Consider the following 21,196-nt stretch of genomic DNA (forward strand, 5'->3'; position numbering starts at 1 on the left):
CTGAACCGGCAGGAGCGCACGGCATCGCCCGGCCGGGCAGCCGCTACCTCACCAGCGTCGCCGCCGGTCGAACAAAGCTCTTGCGGCCGCGCTTGAACCCCATGAGGGGCGCGGCGATGCCGCCGAAGGCGTCGGCCTCGTCATCGGCGTCGAGCACGATCAGGTCCGCCCATCCGCCGACCGCGATGCCATAGTCGGCAATCCGCATCAGCCGGGCGGCCCCGGTCGAGATCATGCCGAGGCAGTCGCCGAAGCGTTCAGGCCCGAGCTGCATAAGGTTCGCATAGAGATTTCCCATCCGGATCAGCGAGCCGTCGCCGAAGGGCGTGAAGGGATTCAGGACGTTGTTGGTCGCGACCGAGACGGTCACGCCACCGTCCGCCAGCCGGTGAACCGGCGCCACCCCGCGCGGGGCCCGATGGTTGGCGTCGCGCCCGTTGAGGTAGAGATCCGTCGCGGGCAAGGCCGTCACGCCCACGCCGGCATCGGCGAGGAGCGCGATCATCCGCTCCAGAGCGGCCTCGTCGATGGCCGCGAGCTTGGTGGCATGGCCGACGGCGACCCGCCCCTGCCAGCCCGCCGCCATCGTCCGTCGGCAAATCTCCTCAAGATGCGACCAGCTCGGATCGAGGTCGAAATCCAGGTGGAAATCGAGATCGACGTCGTGCGCCACCGCCAGGGCGAAGATCCGCTCCATCTGCAGGGACGGATCGGCATCGGTGTAGGGGCAGCCGCCCAGGAGATCGGCCCCCTGCTCCAGGGCCTGGACCAGCAGCCCTTCGACCGCCGGATCGTGGGTCATCCCCTCCTGCGGAAAGACGCAGATCGACAGATCGATGGCGAAGGCGTAATCCCGCTTGAGGCGCTTCATGGCCTCGAAACTGCGCAGGCCGACCAGCGGATCGAGCTCCACATGGGCCCGCATGAACATGGTGCCCTGGGTGATCGCGCGCTCCAGGGTGCGGGCTCCGCGCTCGTAGACGTCCTCGACCGTGAAGTCCCTCTTCAGGCGGGACACCGCGGCGATCGCCCCCTTGAGGCCGCCGCCGGCATCGCGGCACCGGCAGAGCAGGCAGGATTTGTCGAGATGGATGTGCGTGTCGACCAGCCCCGGCAGGACGACACGCCCGCCGGCGTCCTCCTCAAGGACGGCGGTCCCGGCGAGGCCGTGGCCGATGGCGGCGATCCGTCCCTGACGGACGGCGACGTCCTGCAGGCCCTGCCCGCCGCTCAGGCGGGCGTTGCGCAGGAGAAGATCGAAAATCGGGTTCTGCGGCATCTTACATCCGGCGTATCGTTTGCATGGGAAAACCGTATGCACTTTTGATACCAATGTGACGACACTTGCGGAGGACCAAATGAGTGAGATGAGCGAACGCGACCTGCAGGCCGTGAAGGACTACCTGGACGCCTCCATGGCCCCTGATCCCGTGCGCGCGGCGAAGCATGTGGCGCCGGGCTTCATCTGCCGGTTCACCGGGCATCGCGTTTTCGACACGCCGAGCGGGCCGACCGGCTTCAACGCCGCGCGCTACAAATGGGTGAAGAAGCGGATCGAGCGCTACGACGTGGTGCCGGGCGAGACGGAAACCATCGTCTACAGCCTCGGCTACCTGTACGGCGCCTGGCCGGACGGCACCCCCTTCGACAACAACCGCTACGTCGACCGCTTCGTGGTTCGGGACGGCCTGATCGTGGAAACCGACGTCTGGAACGACAGCGCCGAATGGATCCTCGATCCCTCCTGCGCCCGCTGACCTGAACGGGTCCCGGGTATCCTGGCGCGCTTATTCCGTGTAGGGCGCCAGGATATCCATGAGATCGCGGCTCCTGGCGCCCGAGCTTTGCAGCAGGGCGCGGGAAGCCACGGCCTCCAGATGCTCGTCCATGAGGGCGCAGGCCTTGTCGGCGGGGCCGGTCCGGATCGCCTCGATCAGTTCCAGATGCTCATTCACCGCGCATTCGGACGAATGGGGCCGGCTGAAGACCGCCAGAGACAGTCCCGCGCGGTAGCAGATCTCCGTCACATAGCGGATCAGAACGGGCTTGCCGGTCATCTCCGCCAGCCGGACATGGAATTCCGTCGCCAGGCGGATCGAAATCCCCTCCGCGCCGTGCCGGGCCTGATGTTCGGCGTCGACGATGGCCTTCAGCTGCTTCACCTGGGCGTCGGTCAGCTTGCCGGCCAGATGCCGGACGACCTGACGCTCGAGATCGACCCGGATGTCGAAGATGTCCCGCGCGTCCTCGAAGGACGGCACGGCGACCACGGCGATGCGGTTCCGGCGCAGATCGACGAGGCCTTCCGCCGCCAGTTGCCCGAGCGCGCTGCGGGCGATGGTCCGGCTGACGCCGAAGCGTTCGCCCAACGAGTCCTCCGGCAACCGGTCCCCCGGCGAAAGGGCCCGCTCGATGATCGCGCGCCGCAAGGCCGTGCAGATCACCGCGACACGGTCGCCTCCGGTTTTCCTCGAACGCTTTTCCTCGACCATCGCCGCCCTCTCCAGCCCCGCTCTGCATAAGCGAGGTCGGGCGGGAATTCAACTCGCCAAGTGCCGCATTTGGATGCAACAGCCTCACCACACTGCACAAATCAAATGCATGCATAAATTGTACACACTTTTCCTTGCCAAACGCCGGTCACCCGCAACGTGGGGCGCGGCGCATCCCGGAAACTGGCGCATCTGTTGCATACAGTTGATCAGTCCGTCACGAGGTGCGCCGCATGTCCCCACCCCACGCCATCCCGCAAGGCCGTCCCGCCATCGCCGTCGAGCTTTCCCAGGCCGCCGTCTCGTTCGGCGCGCCGGGCAAGTCGGTCGCAGCTCTGCAGGAGACGAGCCTTCGGATCGCCGCGGGCGAGTTCGTCGCCCTGGTCGGGCCGTCGGGCTGCGGGAAGTCGACGATCCTGCGGCTGACCGCCGGCCTGCTGCAACCGAGCCGGGGGGCCGTCCTCGTCGGCGGGCGCGAGGTGGCGGCCAAGGCCCTGCGCATCGGCATGGCCTTCCAGAATCCGACCATGCTGCCTTGGCTGACCATCGAGCGGAACGTCATGCTGCCGCTGAAGATCGTGCGGCCCTTCCGCTCCGACTACCGCGCCAAGCGCAAGACGGAGTATCGCGACCGGGTGCATGCCCTGCTGGCCGATGTCGGACTCGACAAATTCGCCGGCCATTATCCCTGGCAGCTGTCGGGCGGGATGCTGCAGCGCGCCAACCTGTGCCGCGCCCTCATCCATGAGCCGAGCCTCCTGCTGCTCGACGAGCCGTTCGGCGCGCTCGACCAGTTCACCCGCGAGGAGCTGTGGGGGACGATGCAATCCCTGTGGCTGAAGCGCAAGCCGACCGTCCTGCTCATCACCCACGACCTGAAGGAGGCGGGATTCCTCGCCTCGCGCGTCTGCGTGATGAGCGCCCGCCCCGGCCGCATCATCGACGACAGCGCCGTCGACTTCCCCCGCCCGCGCACGATCCAGATGACCTTCGATTCCGAGTTCGTCGCCCTCAACCAGCGGCTGCGCGACCTCATCATCGACGCGCGCACCGACACCGCCATCCGCGGAGCCTGAGCCATGAGCTACGAACTGCGCCGCCGCCTGTGGGCCGGCATCCTCATCCTCGGCTTCTTCGCGACCTGGGAAATCCTCTGCCTCGCCCTCCAGGTCTCCGATCTGGTCCTTCCCCGCCCCAGCCAGGTGTTCGCGACCCTGTTCGACCGCCTCGGCATCCTGTGGCCCCATGTGCTGCAAACCCTCTGGACCACGATGATCGGCTTCGTCCTGGGCGTCACCGTCGGGGTGGTCATCGGGGCGGCCATCGGCGTCTCCCGCACCGCCTACGACACGGTCTATCCGCTGCTGATCGGCTTCTCCTCGATCCCCAAGGTCGCGGTGGTGCCGATCTTCGTGCTGTGGTTCGGATCGGGTGCCACGCCGGCCATCCTCACCGCGCTCGCCATGTGCTTCTTCCCGATCGTCGTCAACATCGCGACCGGCCTCGCCACCACCGAGCCGGAGCTGGAGGACGTCCTGAAGTCGCTCGGCGCCAGCAAGCTCGACATCCTGTGGAACGTCGGGCTGCCCCGCACCATGCCCTTCTTCTTCGCCTCGCTGAAGATCGCCGTCACCTTCGCCTTCGTCGGCAGCGTGCTGTCGGAAACCGTCGCCTCCAACAAGGGCATCGGCAACGTGATGATGACGGCCTCCTCGAACTTCGACGTGCCGCTGGTCTTCGCCGGCCTCTTCCTGCTCGCCGGCCTCGGCATCCTGCTCTACGTCGCCTTCTCGCTCGTCGAGGCGCGCGTCACCGGCTGGGCCACCCGCCGCCAGGGCTTTGCTTCCGCCTGACCCTTCATCCCGAAACGGAGCCTCCCATGTTGAAAACGCTTCTCTCGACGCTTGCGCTCGGTCTTTGCCTGAGTGGGCCGGGCCTGAGCGGGCCGGCGTTGGCCGAAACCAACATCAAGTTCACGCTCGGCTGGAAGACCCAGGGCTCCGACGCGCCCTTCCTGCTGGCGCAGCAGAAGGGCTACTTCAAGGCCGAGGGGCTGAACGTCACCATCGACCAGGGCGAAGGGTCGGCGGCCACGGTGACCCGCATCATGTCGGGCGCCTACGACGCCGGCTTCGGCGACATCAACGCGATCATCCAGAACGCGGCGACCCGCCCCGGCGAGGTTCCGATCATGGTCTATCAGCTCTGGAACAAGCCGCCCTTCGCCATCGTCTCGAAGAAGGCGACCAACATCACGACGCCCGCCGATCTCGTCGGCAAGAAGCTGGGCGGCGCCCAGGGCACCCCGACCACCCGCCTCGTCACCGTGCTCGGCACGCTCAACAAGGTCGACATGACCAAGGTCGCCATCGAGAACATGGGGCCGAACCTGCAGGAGCCGATGCTGATCAAGGGCGACATCGACGGCGCCCTGGTCTTCAACATCACCAGCTGGTTCAACCTGATCAACAACCGCCAGGACCCCGCCAAGGACTACAACTGGCTGCTGTTCGGCGAGTTCGGCCTCGACCTCTATTCCAACGGCATGATGGTCTCCCAGAAGCTGGTCAAGGAGAACCCGGCGGCCGTGGCCGGCCTCGTCCGCGCGGTCAACAAGGCGGCGGTGGAGATCGGCGTGAATGCCGAGGCCGGGGTCAAGGCGGTCCTCGCCTACGACAATCTGGCCAAGGAGGAGCTTGAACGTGCCCGCATGAAGTTCTCCTACGAGCAGCTCATCCTCTCGCCCGAAGTCGACCGCCTCGGCCTCGGCGACGTGGACGACGCCCGCCTCGCCCGCTCGATCGGCATCATGGTCGAAGGCTACCAGCTGACCGCCACACCCAAGCCGGAACAGGTCTTCACCCGCCAGTTCCTGCCGCCGGCGGCCGACCGCAAGCTCGCCTACAAGGCCGACTGATCGCCGAAGACCGCCCGGCCGGGATGAGATGGTCCCCGTTTCCCGCAAGGTCGGCTAAGCTTGCTTCGTCCGGGATGACGGACGGCTCCGATGATGGGGAAACGCGGGCCATCTCAGGCCAAAGCAGCACAACGGGAGGGTGGCAAGGATGAACTACCGCAAGCTCGGCCGCAGCGGCGTGAAGGTGTCGCCGCTCTGCCTCGGCGCCATGATGTTCGGCGGCCCCACCGACGAACCGACGGCGGGGCGCATCATCGCCCACGCCGCAGAGGCCGGCATCAACTTCATCGACACCGCCGATGTCTACAACGACGGCCGCTCGGAGGAGATCGTCGGCCGCGCCGTGAAGGGCGACCGCGAGCGCTGGGTGGTGGCGACCAAGGTCGGCAACCCCACGGGCCCCGGCCCGAATCAGCGGGGCCTCTCGCGGCGCCGGCTGAACGTGGCGTGCGACGCGAGCCTCCGGCGGCTGGGCACGGACTGGATCGACCTCTACTATCTGCACCGCGAGGACCCCGACACCCCGCTGGAGGAGACCGTCGCCGCTCTGGGCGACCTGATCCGCAGCGGCAAGATCCGCGCGTTCGGCGTGTCGAACGTCCGGTCCTGGCGCATCGCCGAGATCTGCCGGTTGTGCGACGTTCTGGGCATCGACCGGCCGGTGGCCTGCCAGCCCTATTACAACGCGCTCAACCGCATGCCGGAGGTCGAGATCCTGCCCGCCTGCGGCCATTACGGGCTGGGGGTGGTTCCTTACAGCCCGCTCGCCCGCGGCGTGCTCACCGGCAAGTACCGGCCGGGGGATGAGCCCTCCGCCGACACCCGCGCCGGCCGCAAGGACCGGCGCATGATGAACACCGAATGGCGCCCGGAAAGCCTGGAGATCGCCCAGGAGATCAAGCGTCACGCCGAGGCTCGTGGCATCACGCCGGGGCAGTTCGCCGTCGCCTGGGTGCTCAACAATCGCCTGGTCACCGCTCCGATCGCCGGGCCGCGCACCGAGGAGCAATGGCGCGCCTACCTCGCCGCGCTGGATTACACCTTCACCGCCGAGGACGAGGCGCTGGTCGACCGTCTGGTGACGACCGGACATCCCTCCTCTCCCGGCTACAACGACCCCGCCTACCCCATCGAGGGCCGCCCCGCCCGAACCACCGCACCTTCCGGATCGTAGGCCGCCGCATCTTATTTTTTCCGCCCCGGATGTCACAGTCCGGGGGCGGGCCTTGTCATCCCCCTCGTTGCTGAACCTTCAAGGGAGACGACGATGGCCAAGAACACAGCGGTGATTGATCCTCGGTCCTCGTGCCTGACGCTGATAAACATCTACGAGGTCGAGCCGGAGAAGCAGGCCGACCTGGCGAAGGCGCTGTCGGAAGCGACCGAAAGCACCATCCGCCACCAGCCCGGCTTCCTGTCGGTCAGCGTCCACAGCAGCCTCGACGGGAAGACGGTCGTCAACTACGCCCAATGGGCCTCCAGGGAGCACTTCGAGGGATTCATGAGGAAGCCCGAGACGCAGGAGCAACTCAGGAGGTTCGCGGGTCTCGCGACATCGGTCGCGCCGAGCCTCTACAGGGTCAGCACCGTTCACGCGGACTGACGAAGGCATGACGAGGCCGCAGGACCATGACCGACGCCCCCGCCGACCCGCCCTTCTCCGCCCTTCGCCCCCGCCTCGTCCGGCTCGCCTACCGGATGCTCGGATCGGTGGCGGACGCCGAGGACGTCGTTCACGATGCCTATCTCCGCTGGCTGGCGACCGACCCTGAGACGGTCCGGCAGCCGGCGGCCTTGCTGCACACCATCGTCACGCGCCTCTGCCTGAACGAGCTGAAATCGGCGCGGCGCCGGCGCGAGACCTACGTCGGGCCGTGGCTGCCGGAACCGATCGTCGACGCGGAGGAAATGGAGGCCATCGACGACATCACGCTTCCCCTGATGATCGCGCTGGAGCGTCTGTCGCCGCTGGAGCGGGCGGCCTTTCTGCTCCACGACGTGTTCGGGATGGGCTTCGACGACGTCGCCAGCGCCATAGGCCGCGACGCCGCGGCCTGCCGCAAACTGGCCAGCCGGGCGCGCGACCACATACGGGCGGCCCGCCCGCGCTTCCCGGTGACGAAGGAGCAGGGGCTGGAGATCGCCGCCGCCTTCTTCACCGCGTCGCGTCATGGCGACCTGGACCGGCTGCGCCTGCTGCTTGCCGACGATGTGGCCGCTCGCACGGACGGCGGCGGCAAGGTGCCGGCCTCGCAGCGCCCGCTGATCGGAATCGAGGAGGTGATGGCCCGGCACGCCCAGCTCGCGCAGGAGTTCGAGCGGTCTCCGTCCCGTCTCCTGCGCTACGCCGTCATCGACGGCCTCCCCGGTTTCCTATCCGTGGAGGGCGGCGGAATCGTGCAGACCACCGCCCTGCAAATCGAACGGGGAAGGATCGTCGCGCTCTACATCACCAGGAACCCGGACAAGCTGCGGCGTGTGGACGGCGCTTCGATGCATCGGAAGGCCCCCGCCGATGCGGCGGCGATGCGCGTCACGGTGTGACGCTCCTGGCCAGTCGGCGCTCAGTCCTGGGCCGTCGGCCGGATCACGACGCTGCCGACATCGACGTCATCCGGTTGCTCGATGGCGTAGACGACGCCGCGGGCGATCGCTTCCGGCGGGATCGAGACCGTGGCCGCCCGCTTCGCCATCGCCTCCCGGATGGCGGGGTCGGTCATGGAGGCTGCGAAATCGGTTGCGACGAAGCCCGGAGAAATCTCGGTCACCCGCAGATGCGGTCCGGCCTCCTGACGCAGGGCTTCGGTGGCGGTGCGCACCGCGTTCTTCGTCGCGGCATAGACCCCCATGGTGGGCAGGATCTTGAGGCCGGCGGTCGAAACGATGTTGATGACGTGGCCGGATTTCTGACGCTGGAACAGCGGCAGCACGGCGGCGATGCCATACAGCGTCCCGCGCAGATTGACGTCGATCATCGCGTCCCAATCCTCGACGCGGAGCGCGTCGAAGCGCGAGATCGGACCGATCCCCGCGCTGTTCACCAGGACATCGACCCGGCCGCCCCGCTCGACGGCAAGAGCGACCAAAGCTTCGAGATCGTCGCGCCGGCGAACGTCGGTCACCTTGTGAACGGCGGTGCCGCCGGCCGCGGCGATCGCGCCCGACACATCGGCCAGCGCGCTGTCCCGGCGGGCGCCCAGGACCACGAACGCCCCCTGTTCGGCCAGCAGCATCGCGGTGGCGCGGCCGATGCCGCTGCTCGCGCCGGTGATGACCACGACCTTGCCGTCCATGCCCATTGCCTTTCTCCCTCGCACACTCAGTTCAGGCATGGTGCAAGATCATCGGTAAGAGAGGGTCCGTGGTTCTGTCGCGATCGTCTTGGTTGGCTGCCGATCCGTTGTCGGACGTCCTGGACGTCCTCGGCCCCCGGGTCAGCCGGCTGACCCGGCTGGAGGCCGCGAACGACTGGGCGCTGGGGTTCCCGGCGCTCGACCGCTTGAAGTTCGTGGCGCTGCTGAAGGGCACGAGCTGGCTGATCCTCCCGGGCCACCCTCCCCGCGTGATGGGCGCCGGGGACGTCTGCCTCATCGGACGCACGCCCTACGCCGTCGCCAGCGATCCGGCCCTGCCCCGCACCGACGGCCAGAGCCTCTTCGGCATGCCCGGGCGCGACACCGTGCGGCTTGGCGGAAACGCCATGATCGCGATCGGCGGCAGCGTCTCCTTCGCCGACGGGAACGCCGATTTCCTGCTCGACATGCTGCCGGAAGCCCTGCTGATCCCGCAGTCCTCCCCCGGATCGGGCCCGGTGTCGACGATCCTCGCCCTGCTGGGGAACGAGATGGAGCGGGCCCCTCTGGGTCATGGGGTCGTGACCGCCCGCCTCGCCGACGTGCTGCTGGTGGAGGCGATCCGCGCCCATGCGGCGGGTGGCGAGGCCGTCGGGATGGGCTGGCTGGGCGCGTTGTCCGACCCCCGCCTCGGCCGGGTGCTGCGCGCCATTCACGACGACATCGCACGGCCATGGACCGTGGCGCAGCTCGCCGCGGTCGCCGGCATGTCGCGCGCCGCCTTCTCCGCGCAGTTCACCCGCCGGGTGGGGCAGACGCCGCTGGCCTATGTGCGGGCCTGGCGTCTCACCCGCGCACGCGCCGCCTTGGGGCGGCCCGGCGCCGACGTCGCCAGCGTCGCGAGCACGGTCGGATACAGCTCGCAGAGCGCCTTCGGCCATGCCTTCCGCCGCTCCTTCGGCGTCGCGCCCGGGGGCCGGCGCCACGGCGGGAGCCGGCCGCGCGCCGACGGATGAAGTCGGGATGAGCGGAGCGGCGGAGACGCTGTCCGTCAGCGGCTGATCATCGGCTTCAGCCAGGGCGAGGAAGCGAGCACGTCCGTGAAATAGCCCTGGGTGAGGATGCCGCGGCCGGCCTTGTGGATGCGCGCCGGCAGCGCCCCCAGCTCGCCCTTGCGGGCGACCACGAAGACGGACCGGCGGAAGCTGGCCGCCGGGAAGGGCAGCACCTTCAGGCGCCCCAGATGCTGGCGGCTTTTCACCAGCGCGGTCGGCGGCAGCAGGCTCCACCCCATCTCTTCCGCCACCATCGCCATCATGGTGTCGACGGCGTCGAAGGCGAAGCTGCGCGGGATCTCCATGCCCAGCCGGCGCAAATGCTGGTCCACCATCCGGCCCAGGCTGCTGTCCACCGTGTTGCGGATCAGCGGCAAAGCCTGCGAGAGCGCGCGCAGCCCGGCCTCGTCGGCGACATCCGGCGCGCTGCGGGGCACCAGGAGCACGAAGGGCTCGCTGAGCAGCCGGAAGCTGTCCACCTGATCCAGGTCGTCGAAGGACTCGTTGGTGAAGATGACGTCCAGGCGCCGGGCCATGAACTGCTCCCGCAGCTGGCGGCTGAGCCCCGCCGCGATGCTGAAGGACGGCACGCTGTCGCGCAGCTGCTGGAGCAGCCGCGGCATGAAGGGGGCGGCCAGCGTGTCGATGCAGCCGAGCCGCAGCTCCGGCACGAAGAGCGTGTCCTTGCCGCCGATCACCGCCGGCAACTGTCGGGCGTCGCCGAGGATCCGCTTGCTCCAGTGCCACAGCCGGTGGCCGGAGGCGGTCAGCGCCATCGGCCGGATGCTCCGGTCGAACAGCTGCGTGGCGAAGGCGGTTTCCAGTTGACGCACCACGTGCGACACGGCCGACTGGGTCAGCCCCAGCTGGCCCGCCGCGCGGGTCATGTTGCCCAGCTCCGCCACCGTCACGAACACTTCAAGGGAATCCAGGTCGAAGTCGCGGTGGCGCATGGGGGTGGCGGGTTCCGTCGGTCGGCGGGCGCGGTGGTGCCCGAGGGGTGCCACATTATGAATCCAATTCATCCCGATCATGAAAGTCCTTTCTTGACCTGACGGAGCACGAGGGGCGCTGGCAGCCTTGCCGGATCGTCCGCCCCATCCGCGCGAGGTTCCGCCATGACCGCCTCTCCCACCGCCCCTCCCGCTGCCCCTCCCGCCGCCCGGCTCATCGGCCATTGGCTGGCCGGTCTGGAACGGGGCGGCATTCCCGAGGCAGTCGCCGCGGTCGGCCGCAGCTGCATCATCGACACGCTGGGCGTGGCGCTGGCCGGTGCCGGTGCCGACGCCGCCCGCATGGCGCGGGAGGAAGCGCTGGACATTTACGCCGCCGGTCCGTGCACCCTGCTGGGGGGCGGGCGGCTGTGCGCCGAGGGGGCCGCCTTCGCGAACACCACCGCCGCCCACGCGCTGGATTTCGACGACAATTGCTACGCCGGCTTCGTCCACGGTTCCGCCGTGGTGGTGCCGACCGCCCTGGCCGCGGTGGAGGCCGCCGGCGGGACGGGGGCCGATCTGCTGACCGCGGTGGTGGCCGGGTCGGAGGCGGAATACGCGCTGGCCATCGCCCTCGGCAACGGCGTGTACGAGGCCGGCTGGTGGACCACCGCGCTGTTCGGCACCGTCGGTGCCGCGGCGGCGGCGGCCAAGGCCTTCCGGCTGGACGGCGACCGGGCCGCCGATGCCATCGCCTTCGCGCTCTGCGGGACCGGCGGCCTGCGGGCCTGCTTCGGCACGGGCGCCAAACCGCTGCTGGCCGCCCAGGCCGCCGCGAACGGGCTGCGCGCGGCGCGTCTGGCGATGCGCGGCGGGGCGGTGCCGCACGGCGTGGTCGAGGACCCGCGCGGCTTCGCCCGGCTGGTGGCGCAGGGCCGTTTCGACGTCACGGCGCTGGACGAGCTGGGCCGGCGGTGGCACCTGCTCGACCCCGGCATCGACACCAAGGCCTATCCGGTCTGCCTGTCCTCACACGCCGCGGCCGACGCGGTGCGCGACCTGATGGCGGAGCACCGGCTGGACCCATCGGACATCACCGCGGTGCGCTGCGTCGTGCCGCCGGTGGTGGCCGCCAACCTCACCTACGATCGCCCCGCCACCCCCGGCGAAGCCCGCTTCAGCCTGCCCTTCGCGGTGGCCTGCGTGATGCTGCACGGCGACCTGACTCTGGATCATCTGAGCGGGCCGACGCTGGCCGACCGGCGCCTGCGCGCGGCGATGGAGCGCGTGAGCCTGCGGCCCGATCCCGGCTGGAACGCCGATCCCGACCGGGCGCGGCTGGCCCCGGAAGGCGCCCCAGAAGGCGCCGACGTGACGGTGGAGACCCGCACGGGGCAAAGCGTCCGCCGCTTCTGCGCCTCGGCGCGCGGCACCGTCGCCCGCCCCCTGTCGATGGAGGCCCACGCCGCGAAGTTCCTCGCCTGCGCCGACCGCGCCATCGGACCCACGGCGGCGCAACGGCTCCACCGGCACCTGTCGGCAATTGACACCCTGCCCGGCCTGGATGGGCTGCTGGAGGGCGGCACGGACTGATCCCCATTCCGATACCATACGGATGCATTCATGGTGCCGACAAAAAACATTCATGGTACGGGACAACCGTCGGCAAGCGAGCCTAATTTTTAGGCATGATTATCGGCGGGACGAACCAAATCCCGGCGGAGAAATCCGGACTTTGTCTGTGGTCGAAAATCGGGCATCCCGCTCGCATCCGCAATAATGAGTGTTTTTTAGGCATACCCTGGACCACCGGACGGCGCGTCCTCGGTCGTTCCGTTCATGACACGTCTGTGAGAGCGTCGAGGCAACAGGAACCAAGGTCCACAACGGACCCCGCAAGCAGAGAGGCTTCATCATGGTGAAACGGTTGGTGGCACGGGCTGTGCTCTCGGCTTTCCTCCTCTCCGGCACGGCACTGTCCGCGCAGGCCGCCGGCACGCTCAAGGTGGCGGTGGATTCGAACCTGAACACCCTCGACCCTGCCAAGATGAAGGGCGGTCAGGAGTATGTGGCCGCCTACCTCCTGTTCAACGGCCTGACGGCGATCGCCGCCGACATGACGCTGAAGCCCGACCTCGCCGAGCGCTGGGAGCACAGCGCCGACCTCAAGACCTGGACCTTCTTCCTGAAGAAGGGCGTGAAGTTCCACAGCGGCCGCGAGATGGACGCCGAGGACGTTCTCGCCACCATCACCCGCATCCAGGACAAGGCGACCGGCTCCACCGCCCGCGTGAACTTCGAGATCGTGGAGTCGATGAAGGCGGTGGATTCCCACACGGTGGAATTCACGCTGAAGTCCCCCTATTCCGGCTTCGCGGAGCTGTTCGGCGAGCGTCAGGCCCGCATCGTGCCGCGCGACGCCCTCGACACGCTGGCCTCCAACCCCGTCGGCACCGGCCCCTTCCAGTTTGTCTCCTTCGCGCCCGGCGACCGCATGGTGGTGAAGCGCAACCCGACCTATTTCGAGGCCGGCCTGCCCAAGCTGGACGAGGTGGTGATCCGCATCCTGCCCGAGACGGCCAGCCAGGTGGCGGCGCTGACCACGGGTGAGCTGGACCTCGCCTGGAACCTGCCGCCGGAGGCGGTGGACAAGGTCAAGGCGACGTCCAACCTGAAGGCCGAAGCCGTGCCGACCTCCACCTGGGACGGCGTGATCATGAACGGCACGACCAAGCCGTTCGACGACGTGCGCGTCCGCCGCGCCGTGGCGACCGCGCTGGACAAGCAGGCGATCACCCAGATCGCCCTGTTCGGCTACGGCACGCCGACCCATTCGCCGATCCCGCCGAGCCACCCCTACTTCAACAAGGATCTGCCGATCGCCAAGGGCGACCCGGCCGCCGCGAAGAAGATGCTCGCCGAGGCCGGCTATCCCAACGGCTTCGAGGTCACGCTCTACACCCCGGCCGGCCGCGCCACCCGCGAGCGTCTGGGGCTGGCGGTCCGCGAGTTGCTGAAGCCGGCGGGCATCACCGTCAACGTGCAGCGCGTGCCCTTCGACGTCTTCCTGAAGGACATCGAAGGCAAGGCGGGCTTCTACATCGACGGCTTCTTCAGCCGCCCGACGATCGATACCTCGGTCTACCCCTGGTACCACTCGCGCGGGTCGTGGAACGCCGCGCTGTGGAACTACGCCAACCCGGCGATGGACAAGCTGCTCGACGGCGCCCGTCAGGCGTCCAGCGAGGAGGAGGCCAAGAAGCTGTACGGTGAGGTGCAGGCGCTGGCCGTCCAGGATGCCCCCGGCGTCATCCCCTACGTCATCAACCACGTCAACGGCGTGAGCGCGCGGGTGCAGGGCTTCACCTCCCACCCGATGATGTTCCTCGACCTGCGCAACGTTTCGGTCGGCCAGTAGCGCCGTCGACGGCGTCGGGAGCGCCCGCCGCGCTCCCGACGGCCCCGGGCCAAGGGAAGCTCTTTCCATGCTCCTCTACACACTCACCCGGCTGGCCTATCTGGCGATGGTGCTGGTCGTCATGTCGATCCTCGTCTTCCTGGTGACGCAGGCGATGCCGGGCGACGTCGCGTCGATGATCGCCGGGCAGTTCGCCTCGAAAGAGGTGATCGACGCCATCACGGTCAAGCTCGGGCTCGACCAGCCCCTGATCGTGCAGTACGGCCGCTGGGCCGCCGGCATCCTGCAAGGCGATCTCGGCCGCTCACTGGTTCTGGAGCAGCCGGTGGCACCCATCCTGATGGAGGCGCTGAGCCGCTCCCTGGTCCTGGCGGTGGTGGCGCTGGCGGTGGTGACGGTGATCGGCATCGGCGCCGGCGTCCTGGCCGCGGTGCGCCGCGGGCGCATGGCCGACCAGATGGTCTCGGGCGTGTCCTATCTCGGCATCGCCGTTCCCGACTTCTTCTGGGCCATCGTCCTGGTTCTGATCTTCGGCAGCTACCTGAAATGGTTGCCGACCGGCGGCTACGCGCCGCTCGCCGACGGCTTCGTGCCCTGGGCGTCGCATCTGGTCCTGCCGGTCGTCACACTGGTGCTGATGCTGATCGCCCGCATCGCGCGGCTGACCCGCTCCAGCATGATCGACGTCCTGCAGACCAACTACGTGAAGTACGCCCGTGCCAAGGGCCTGCCGGAGAAGGTGGTGATCGTCCGCCACGCCCTGCGCAACGCGCTGTTGCCGACCATCACCGTGCTGGCCATCGACTTCGGCCTGATCCTCGGTGGCGTCGTGGTCATCGAGACGGTCTTCTCCTTCCCCGGCATGGGCCGGCTGCTGCTGTTCGCCATCCAGCGCCACGACCTGCCGCTGATCCAGGCGACCATCCTGATCATCTCGACGGCCTACTGCCTGGCGAACCTGGCGGCCGACCTGCTCTACGCGTTCGTCAACCCGAAGATCCGCCATGGCATGGGGAACGCCTGACATGACCGCCGCGAGTCAAACCCCCGCAGCGCCCGCCCGCTCCGCGCCGAAGCGCTGGCCCACCTCGCTCGTCCTCGGGATCGCGCTGCTGGCGCCGCTGCTGGTGGTCGCCGTGGCCGGCCCCTGGCTGGCCCCCTACCCATACGACGAGATGAACATCATGAGCCGGCTCCAGCCGCCGGGGCCGGACTTCTGGTTCGGCACCGACGAGTACGGCCGCGACGTGTTCAGCCGCACCCTCGTCGGCACGACCAACTCGCTGGTCATGGGCGTCGCCGCCACCGCCATCAGCCTGCTCGTCGGCGTGCCGCTGGGGCTGGTCGCCGGCTACGGCCGCGGCCGGACCGACGAGATCATCATGCGCTGCATGGACGTGCTGATGTCCTTCCCGCCCATCCTGCTGGGCATCCTGGTCCTGGCCGTCACGCCGCCGGCCCTGTGGAAGGCGGTCGTCGCCATCGGCATCGTCTACGTGCCGCAGGTGGTCCGCCTGACCCGCGCCATCACCCTGGAGCTGATGCAGGAGGAGTTCATCACCGCCGCCCGGCTGCGCGGCGAGAGCACCGCCTACATCCTGTTCCACGAGATCCTGCCGAACATCTGGCCGCCGCTGGCGGTCGAGTCCAGCCTGCGCGTCGTCTTCGCCATCCTGCTGGGCGCCGCCCTCAGCTTCATCGGCATGGGCGCCCAGCCGCCCTCCTCCGACTGGGGCCTGATGATCAGCGAGGCCCGGCCCTTCGTCGAGCAGGCGCCGTGGATCGCGCTGTGCCCCGGCCTCGCCATGGGCATCACCGTGATCGGCATCAACCTGCTGGGCGATGGACTGCGCGCCGTGCTGGACCCCCGCAACACGGGAGGACACTGACCCCATGACCGCTCTCGTGCCCCTTTCCGCCGCCGCGTCCCCCGATCCGACCCCCACCCCGGCCTCCGCGACCGCCGTGTCCGCCCTGCTGGAGGTGCGCAACCTCACCATCAACTACGCCAGCCCGCGCGGCACGCTGCGCGCCGCCAGCGACGTCAGCTTCGCGATCCGGCCGGGCGAGGTCATGGGGCTGGTGGGCGAGTCCGGCTCGGGCAAGAGCACCGTCGCCATGGCCATCCTCGATCTGCTGGGCGAGGCCGGGCGCATCGACGGCGGCGAGATCCTGTTCGAGGGGACGGACCTGCGCCGCCTGTCCGCCGCGCACCGCCGGCGCTTGCGCGGCGACCGCATCGCTGCGGTCTTCCAGGACCCCTTCACCTCGCTGAACCCGGCGCTGACCGTCGGGCGGCAGATCGCCGAGCCGCTGGTCCAGCACAAGGGCTTCACCCCCCGGCAGGCCGCACCGCGGGTGGAGGAGCTGCTGGCCGAGGTCGGCATCCGCGAGCCGCGGCGCATCGCGCAGTCCTACCCGCACCAGCTGTCGGGCGGCATGCAGCAGCGCGTGCTGATCGCCACCGCGCTCGGCTGCGACCCCAAGCTGCTGATCCTCGACGAGCCGACGACGGCGCTCGACGTCACGGTCGAGGCGCGGATCATCGAGCTGCTCGCCGGCCTGTGCGAGAGCCACCATCTGAGCGCCCTCTTCGTCTCCCACAACCTCGGCATCGTCAACCGCATCTGCAACTCGGTCTGCGTCCTCTACGGCAGCGAGGTCGTGGAGACCGGGCGCACCCGCGACGTGCTGGCCCGGCCGGTCCATCCCTACACCAAGGGGCTGGTGGCGGCGCTGCCGCGCATCACCACCGATCGCCGGCACCGCCTGTCCTCGATCCCCGGCACGGTCAGCAAGCTGTCGGGCGCCTCCGAATCCTGCGTCTTCGCGCCGCGCTGTCCGTTCGCCGAGGAGACCTGCCGCCGCCTGCCCCAGGCGCTGCGCGGGGACGCCGCCGGCAACAGCGTGCGCTGCTGGAAGGCCGAGGCCCTGGCCGGCACCCCCTGGCCGGAGGAATCGACCGCGTCCCGGCCGCAGGCGGCGCCTCCGGCACGCACCGCCCCGCTGGTGCAGGTCGAGGCGCTGCGCAAGGTCTTCGGCGAGCGCCGGTCGATCCTGCCGTGGCTCCGCCGCGACGGCACGGTGGCGGTCGACGACGTCTCCTTCACCATCCAGCGCGGCGAGGTGCTGGGCGTGGTCGGCGAGAGCGGCAGCGGCAAGAGCACGATCGGCCGCTCGCTGTTGGCCCTGATCGAGCCGACCGCCGGCACGGTGCTGTTCGACGGCGCCGACTTCGTCAAGCAGGCCAAGGAAGGCGACCGCGACCTGCGCCGCCGCGCCCAGCTGGTCTTCCAGAATTCCGCCGCCTCGCTCAACCCGCGCAAGACGGTGGGGGCGGCCATGGAGCGCCCGCTCGTCCTCGCCGGCCGCCAGGGCGAGGCGGAGCGCCGGGAGATGATCGCGGCCCTGCTGACCCGCGTCGGCCTGCCCGCCGCCTACGCCGACCGCTACCCGCACGAGCTGAGCGGCGGCGAGCGCCAGCGCGTGAACATCGCCCGCGCCCTGGCCACCGACCCGGAGTTCGTCGTCTGCGACGAGGCGGTGTCGGCGCTCGACGTCTCGGTGCAGGCGAACATCCTCAACCTGCTGGCCGACCTGCGCGACGAGCTGGGGCTGTCCTACCTGTTCATCACCCACGACATCGCCGTGGTGTCGCACATCGCCGACCGCGTGCTGGTCGTCTATGGCGGGACCATCTGCGAGGAGGGGCCGATCGGCCGGGTCCTGCGCCCGCCCTACCACCCCTACACCGAGGCGCTGCTGTCGGCGGTGCCGCGGCTGAGCGGGGCGGAGGACGGGCCGGAACCGGAGCGCATCCTGCTGGAGGACTCCACCGCACCGCCCGGCGGCGGGGGCTGCGCCTTCCGCGGCCGCTGCCCGCGCAAGCTTGGCGCCATCTGCGACGAGCGCGCGCCGCCGGTGCAGACGGCGGCCGACGGCCACCGCATCGCCTGCCACATCCCGCTGGCCGAGCTGGCGGAACGGGCGTCGGTCTTCCCCGAGCTGGCGGCCCTGCACTGACCGTCTGATCCGCAACCCTTTCCGGGCGGCGTGACGGCCGGGGGCCCTTTCGGCTTCCCGGACACGCCCTCTCCATGCCCGGCGCATCCGTTCACCCAAGAGAGAACCGACCCATGACCACCCACACCCGCATCCGCAAGTTCAACACCAAGAAGACCTATCCCGAGCAGGCGCTGGACAACGACCTCTGCCAGACGGTCGTGGCCCGCGGTGCGATGGTCTTCGTGCGCGGCCAGATCGGCCAGAACCTCGACACCAGCGAGAGCGTGGCCATCGGCGACGCCGCCGGCCAGACCGAGCAGGCCATGAGCAACATCAAGATGCTGCTGGACGAAGCCGGCGCGAAGATGGAGCACATCTGCAAGATCACCGTCTACATCACCGACCCGCGCTACCGCGAGCCGGTCTACCGCACCATCGGCAAGTGGCTGAAGGGCGTCCATCCCGTCTCCACCGGCATCGTCGTCAGCGCCCTGGCGCGGCCGGAATGGGTGGTCGAGGTCGACGCCATCGCCGTGATCCCCGACGCCCCCTGATCCCTTCCCGCATTTCTCAGAAGAAACCTGGAACGCCCGCCATGAGCAGCACCCTGACCAACCCGCCGCGCCGCGAACTGCAGAGCTTCCTCGACTTCCCCATCTGCACGGATCTCGACCAGCTCGACGGCCACATCGGCATCCTCGGCATCCCCTACGGCGATCCCTACTCGATCGACGAGGTGACCAACGACCAGACCAACGCCCCGACCTGGGTCCGCCGCTACACCGAGCGGGCGCTGCGCCAGCTGGAGCGCTGGGACTTCGACATCGGCGGTCCGCTGCTCGGCGGGAAGGACATCAAGGTCGTGGACTGCGGCGACGTGAAGGCGAACCCGCGCGACCTCGACCTGCATTACCGCAACGCCGAGGCGGTGGTGCGGGCGATGCTCGCCAAGGGCATGTTGCCGATCATCATCGGCGGCGACCACGGCATCCCGATCCCGGTGCTGCGCGCCTACGACGACCAGGGTCCGATCACGCTCGTGCACATTGACGCGCACCTCGACTGGCGCGACCATGTGAACGGCGCCCGCGGCGGCTATTCCAGCCCGATCCGCCGCGCCGCGGAGATGGACCATGTCGGCCAGATCTTCCAGATCGGCCTGCGCTCCGCCGGCAGCGCCCGGCCGGAGGAGGTCGAGGCGGCCCAGGCCTACGGCGCCGTGCTGATCCCCGACGTGGAGTTGCAGGACGTCGGCATGAAGGCGGTGCTCGACCGCATCCCCGACGGCGGACGCTACTACCTGACCATCGACGCCGACGGCATGGACCCGACCATCATGCCGGCCGTCAACGGCCCGGCGCCGGGCGGCGTGACCTACCCCCAGATCCGCACGCTGATCCACGGTCTGGTGAAGAAGGGCCGCGTCGTCGGCATGGACATTGTGGAGATCACCCCCAAAAAGGACGTGAACGGCATCACCGCGATCACCGCCGGCCGCATCATCTGCAACCTGATCGGCAAGACCATCCAGGCCGGCTACTTCGACGCCAAGTAAACGGAGCGGCCTGACGAGGAACGGGGGAGGCCGGCCGACGGCCGCCTCCGTCCCCACGGCACCACCGGCTTGTGGCACCGCCGGCTTATGAAAGCCGGGACCGATCGAAGACCAGGGGAGAAGGACCATGACCGCCACGGGTGCGACGCTGGACATTCTGGAGCGGCTGGTGGCCTTTCCTACGGTCAGCCGCGACAGCAACCTCGACCTCATCCTGTGGGCCAAGGAGCGGCTGGAGGCGGCCGGTGCCGCCACGCGGCTGGTGCCGAGCGAGGACGGGCGCAAGGCCAACCTCTTCGCCAGCGTTGGCCCGGCCGACCGTCCGGGCATCCTGCTGTCCGGCCACACCGACGTGGTGCCGGTGGACGGGCAGGCCTGGACCTGCGATCCCTTCCGCCTGACCCACCGGGCGGGCAATCTCTACGGCCGCGGCACCGCCGACATGAAGGGCTTCATCGCCTCGGCGATGGCCCTGGCCGAGCGGGCCTCCGGGCGGACGCTCAGCCAGCCGCTTCATCTCGCGCTGTCCTACGACGAGGAGGTCGGCTGCCTGGGCGTGCGGCGCCTGATCGACATGATGGCCGCCCTGCCGGTCCGCCCGCGCTTCTGCATCGTCGGCGAACCCACGCTGATGCAGGTTGTCACCGCCCACAAGGGCAAGACGGCGCTGCGCATCGACTGCCGGGGCGCCGAGTGCCATTCGAGCCTCGCCCCGCAAGGGCTGAACGCCATCCACATGGCCTGCGACATGCTCACCGGCCTGCGCCGCCTTCAGGAGCGGGTGCAGACCGAGGGGGCGCGCGACGCCGGCTATGACGTGCCCTGGACCACCATCCACGCCGGCGTCATCCAGGGCGGCACCGCGCTGAACATCGTGCCCAACCAGTGCCGTCTCGACATGGAGATCCGCCACCTGCCGCAGGACCCGGTGGACCCTCTGCTCGACGCCGTCCGCGCCGAGGCCGAGGCCATGGAGAAGCGTCTGCGCACCGCCTTCCCCGCCGCCGCCGTGGACATCACGGAGCTGTCCAGCTACCCCGCCCTCGACACCGACGAGGATGCGGAGGTGGTGTCCTTCGTCAAGGCGCTCACCGGCGGCAACAGCCTTGGCAAGATTTCCTTCGGCACCGAGGGCGGCCTGTTCCAGCGGCGCCTGTCCATTCCGACCGTTGTCTGCGGCCCCGGCAGCATCGGCGAGGCCCACAAGCCGGACGAATTCGTCGCCGAGGACCAGCTGGCCGCCTGCGATCGCATGCTGGATGCGTTGCTCGCCCGACTGGCCTGACCGCGCCCGCCGCAAGGCGGACGTGATCCAAACTTAGCAAACCAAACAGCGACGATTCCGTTTTTCCCCGTCGCACGATCGGGGCCGATGGTGCGACGGAACAGCGGCGGCACAGCGCCGTGCGCCCCGCCCATCTCGGCGGACCCATCCTCGACGGCTCGCCCCACGCGGCCTCTCCCACCGCCTTTCCGGCCGCGCTGAAAAAAGTCCGCCAGCTTTTCCGTTCCCGTCCGTGGATAGC

General features: G+C 69.2%; 20 protein-coding genes. 16 read left to right on the forward strand and 4 right to left on the reverse strand.

Annotated elements, in window-relative coordinates; genetic code table 11:
- Positions 1-43: 43 nt before the first annotated feature.
- Positions 44-1,279 carry an amidohydrolase family protein gene (locus FBZ83_RS09300; protein ID WP_145682206.1) on the reverse strand — a complete coding sequence of 412 codons (1,236 nt, stop codon included), beginning with the start codon at positions 1,277-1,279 and terminating at the stop codon, positions 44-46.
- 79 nt (positions 1,280-1,358) lie between these two features.
- Here FBZ83_RS09300 and FBZ83_RS09305 point away from each other — a divergent pair, with 79 nt between their 5' ends.
- The gene (locus FBZ83_RS09305; protein ID WP_145682207.1) at positions 1,359-1,757 is read left to right on the forward strand and encodes a nuclear transport factor 2 family protein; all 399 of its coding nucleotides are present in this window, start codon (positions 1,359-1,361) and stop codon (positions 1,755-1,757) included.
- Positions 1,758-1,787: 30 nt separating this feature from the next.
- Here the strand turns inward: FBZ83_RS09305 and FBZ83_RS09310 are convergent, their stop codons facing one another.
- Positions 1,788-2,492, reverse strand: coding sequence for a GntR family transcriptional regulator (locus FBZ83_RS09310; protein ID WP_145682208.1), 705 nt, complete (start codon positions 2,490-2,492; stop codon positions 1,788-1,790).
- A 233-nt stretch (positions 2,493-2,725) separates the two neighbouring features.
- Here FBZ83_RS09310 and FBZ83_RS09315 point away from each other — a divergent pair, with 233 nt between their 5' ends.
- The 6 genes from FBZ83_RS09315 (at position 2,726) to FBZ83_RS09340 (ending at position 7,953) form a co-directional block, all read left to right on the forward strand.
- Positions 2,726-3,568, forward strand: coding sequence for an ABC transporter ATP-binding protein (locus FBZ83_RS09315; RefSeq protein ID WP_145682209.1), 843 nt, complete (start codon positions 2,726-2,728; stop codon positions 3,566-3,568).
- A 3-nt stretch (positions 3,569-3,571) separates the two neighbouring features.
- Positions 3,572-4,345 carry an ABC transporter permease gene (locus FBZ83_RS09320; RefSeq protein WP_145682210.1) on the forward strand — a complete coding sequence of 258 codons (774 nt, stop codon included), beginning with the start codon at positions 3,572-3,574 and terminating at the stop codon, positions 4,343-4,345.
- 26 nt (positions 4,346-4,371) lie between these two features.
- A complete protein-coding gene (locus tag FBZ83_RS09325) occupies positions 4,372-5,409 on the forward strand; it encodes an ABC transporter substrate-binding protein (protein ID WP_145682211.1) in 1,038 nt (345 codons plus the stop codon).
- Between the two features lie 148 nt (positions 5,410-5,557).
- Positions 5,558-6,583, forward strand: a complete 1,026-nt coding sequence (locus FBZ83_RS09330) for an aldo/keto reductase (RefSeq protein WP_145682212.1) — start codon at positions 5,558-5,560, stop codon at positions 6,581-6,583.
- 93 nt (positions 6,584-6,676) lie between these two features.
- A complete protein-coding gene (locus FBZ83_RS09335; protein WP_145682213.1) occupies positions 6,677-7,012 on the forward strand; it encodes an antibiotic biosynthesis monooxygenase family protein in 336 nt (111 codons plus the stop codon).
- Between the two features lie 26 nt (positions 7,013-7,038).
- Positions 7,039-7,953 (forward strand): sigma-70 family RNA polymerase sigma factor, encoded by a 915-nt coding sequence (locus tag FBZ83_RS09340; protein WP_145682214.1) that lies wholly within the window; start codon positions 7,039-7,041, stop codon positions 7,951-7,953.
- Positions 7,954-7,973: 20 nt separating this feature from the next.
- Here the strand turns inward: FBZ83_RS09340 and FBZ83_RS09345 are convergent, their stop codons facing one another.
- Positions 7,974-8,702, reverse strand: a complete 729-nt coding sequence (locus tag FBZ83_RS09345) for an SDR family oxidoreductase (protein ID WP_348982503.1) — start codon at positions 8,700-8,702, stop codon at positions 7,974-7,976.
- 92 nt (positions 8,703-8,794) lie between these two features.
- On the opposite strand from FBZ83_RS09345, the gene FBZ83_RS09350 reads away from it, so the two are divergent.
- The gene (locus tag FBZ83_RS09350; protein WP_211101643.1) at positions 8,795-9,718 is read left to right on the forward strand and encodes an AraC family transcriptional regulator; all 924 of its coding nucleotides are present in this window, start codon (positions 8,795-8,797) and stop codon (positions 9,716-9,718) included.
- A gap of 35 nt (positions 9,719-9,753) precedes the next feature.
- On the opposite strand, the gene FBZ83_RS09355 is transcribed toward FBZ83_RS09350, so the two are convergent.
- Positions 9,754-10,710, reverse strand: coding sequence for a LysR family transcriptional regulator (locus FBZ83_RS09355; protein ID WP_247888235.1), 957 nt, complete (start codon positions 10,708-10,710; stop codon positions 9,754-9,756).
- 165 nt (positions 10,711-10,875) lie between these two features.
- Here FBZ83_RS09355 and FBZ83_RS09360 point away from each other — a divergent pair, with 165 nt between their 5' ends.
- The 8 genes from FBZ83_RS09360 to argE all read left to right on the forward strand — a co-directional run bounded on the left by FBZ83_RS09360 (position 10,876) and on the right by argE (position 20,955).
- The gene (locus tag FBZ83_RS09360) at positions 10,876-12,285 is read left to right on the forward strand and encodes an MmgE/PrpD family protein (RefSeq protein WP_145682217.1); all 1,410 of its coding nucleotides are present in this window, start codon (positions 10,876-10,878) and stop codon (positions 12,283-12,285) included.
- Positions 12,286-12,607: 322 nt separating this feature from the next.
- On the forward strand, positions 12,608-14,110 hold the full coding sequence (locus tag FBZ83_RS09365; protein WP_094303827.1) for an ABC transporter substrate-binding protein: 1,503 nt from the start codon (positions 12,608-12,610) through the stop codon (positions 14,108-14,110).
- Positions 14,111-14,177: 67 nt separating this feature from the next.
- Positions 14,178-15,134, forward strand: coding sequence for an ABC transporter permease (locus tag FBZ83_RS09370; RefSeq protein WP_014199768.1), 957 nt, complete (start codon positions 14,178-14,180; stop codon positions 15,132-15,134).
- Position 15,135: 1 nt separating this feature from the next.
- Complete coding sequence (locus FBZ83_RS09375) at positions 15,136-15,999, forward strand: ABC transporter permease (protein ID WP_247888236.1); 864 nt, start codon at positions 15,136-15,138, stop codon at positions 15,997-15,999.
- 4 nt (positions 16,000-16,003) lie between these two features.
- Positions 16,004-18,133: a dipeptide ABC transporter ATP-binding protein gene (locus tag FBZ83_RS09380; protein ID WP_247888237.1), complete on the forward strand. Its 2,130-nt coding sequence runs from the start codon at positions 16,004-16,006 to the stop codon at positions 18,131-18,133.
- Positions 18,134-18,246: 113 nt separating this feature from the next.
- Positions 18,247-18,669, forward strand: coding sequence for a RidA family protein (locus FBZ83_RS09385; protein ID WP_014199765.1), 423 nt, complete (start codon positions 18,247-18,249; stop codon positions 18,667-18,669).
- 41 nt (positions 18,670-18,710) lie between these two features.
- Complete coding sequence (locus FBZ83_RS09390) at positions 18,711-19,670, forward strand: agmatinase (protein WP_014199764.1); 960 nt, start codon at positions 18,711-18,713, stop codon at positions 19,668-19,670.
- Between the two features lie 127 nt (positions 19,671-19,797).
- On the forward strand, positions 19,798-20,955 hold the full coding sequence (argE, locus tag FBZ83_RS09395) for an acetylornithine deacetylase (protein ID WP_145682220.1): 1,158 nt from the start codon (positions 19,798-19,800) through the stop codon (positions 20,953-20,955).
- Positions 20,956-21,196 lie beyond the last annotated feature (241 nt).

It is taken from the genome of Azospirillum brasilense (assembly GCF_007827815.1).
Lineage (GTDB): Bacteria > Pseudomonadota > Alphaproteobacteria > Azospirillales > Azospirillaceae > Azospirillum > Azospirillum brasilense_C.

Excerpts from the sequence above, each read along its gene's own strand:
- FBZ83_RS09365 (WP_094303827.1), top strand. The coding sequence starts at position 12,608 with ATGGTGAAACGGTTGGTGGCACGGGCTGTGCTCTCGGCTTTCCTCCTC.
- FBZ83_RS09300 (WP_145682206.1), bottom strand. The coding sequence starts at position 1,279 with ATGCCGCAGAACCCGATTTTCGATCTTCTCCTGCGCAACGCCCGCCTG.
- FBZ83_RS09305 (WP_145682207.1), top strand. The coding sequence starts at position 1,359 with ATGAGTGAGATGAGCGAACGCGACCTGCAGGCCGTGAAGGACTACCTG.
- FBZ83_RS09315 (WP_145682209.1), top strand. The coding sequence starts at position 2,726 with ATGTCCCCACCCCACGCCATCCCGCAAGGCCGTCCCGCCATCGCCGTC.
- FBZ83_RS09390 (WP_014199764.1), top strand. The coding sequence starts at position 18,711 with ATGAGCAGCACCCTGACCAACCCGCCGCGCCGCGAACTGCAGAGCTTC.
- FBZ83_RS09310 (WP_145682208.1), bottom strand. The coding sequence starts at position 2,492 with ATGGTCGAGGAAAAGCGTTCGAGGAAAACCGGAGGCGACCGTGTCGCG.
- FBZ83_RS09345 (WP_348982503.1), bottom strand. The coding sequence starts at position 8,702 with ATGGACGGCAAGGTCGTGGTCATCACCGGCGCGAGCAGCGGCATCGGC.
- FBZ83_RS09330 (WP_145682212.1), top strand. The coding sequence starts at position 5,558 with ATGAACTACCGCAAGCTCGGCCGCAGCGGCGTGAAGGTGTCGCCGCTC.
- FBZ83_RS09375 (WP_247888236.1), top strand. The coding sequence starts at position 15,136 with ATGACCGCCGCGAGTCAAACCCCCGCAGCGCCCGCCCGCTCCGCGCCG.
- FBZ83_RS09340 (WP_145682214.1), top strand. The coding sequence starts at position 7,039 with ATGACCGACGCCCCCGCCGACCCGCCCTTCTCCGCCCTTCGCCCCCGC.
- FBZ83_RS09380 (WP_247888237.1), top strand. The coding sequence starts at position 16,004 with ATGACCGCTCTCGTGCCCCTTTCCGCCGCCGCGTCCCCCGATCCGACC.
- FBZ83_RS09355 (WP_247888235.1), bottom strand. The coding sequence starts at position 10,710 with ATGCGCCACCGCGACTTCGACCTGGATTCCCTTGAAGTGTTCGTGACG.
- FBZ83_RS09325 (WP_145682211.1), top strand. The coding sequence starts at position 4,372 with ATGTTGAAAACGCTTCTCTCGACGCTTGCGCTCGGTCTTTGCCTGAGT.
- FBZ83_RS09335 (WP_145682213.1), top strand. The coding sequence starts at position 6,677 with ATGGCCAAGAACACAGCGGTGATTGATCCTCGGTCCTCGTGCCTGACG.
- FBZ83_RS09360 (WP_145682217.1), top strand. The coding sequence starts at position 10,876 with ATGACCGCCTCTCCCACCGCCCCTCCCGCTGCCCCTCCCGCCGCCCGG.
- FBZ83_RS09370 (WP_014199768.1), top strand. The coding sequence starts at position 14,178 with ATGCTCCTCTACACACTCACCCGGCTGGCCTATCTGGCGATGGTGCTG.
- FBZ83_RS09320 (WP_145682210.1), top strand. The coding sequence starts at position 3,572 with ATGAGCTACGAACTGCGCCGCCGCCTGTGGGCCGGCATCCTCATCCTC.
- FBZ83_RS09385 (WP_014199765.1), top strand. The coding sequence starts at position 18,247 with ATGACCACCCACACCCGCATCCGCAAGTTCAACACCAAGAAGACCTAT.
- argE (WP_145682220.1), top strand. The coding sequence starts at position 19,798 with ATGACCGCCACGGGTGCGACGCTGGACATTCTGGAGCGGCTGGTGGCC.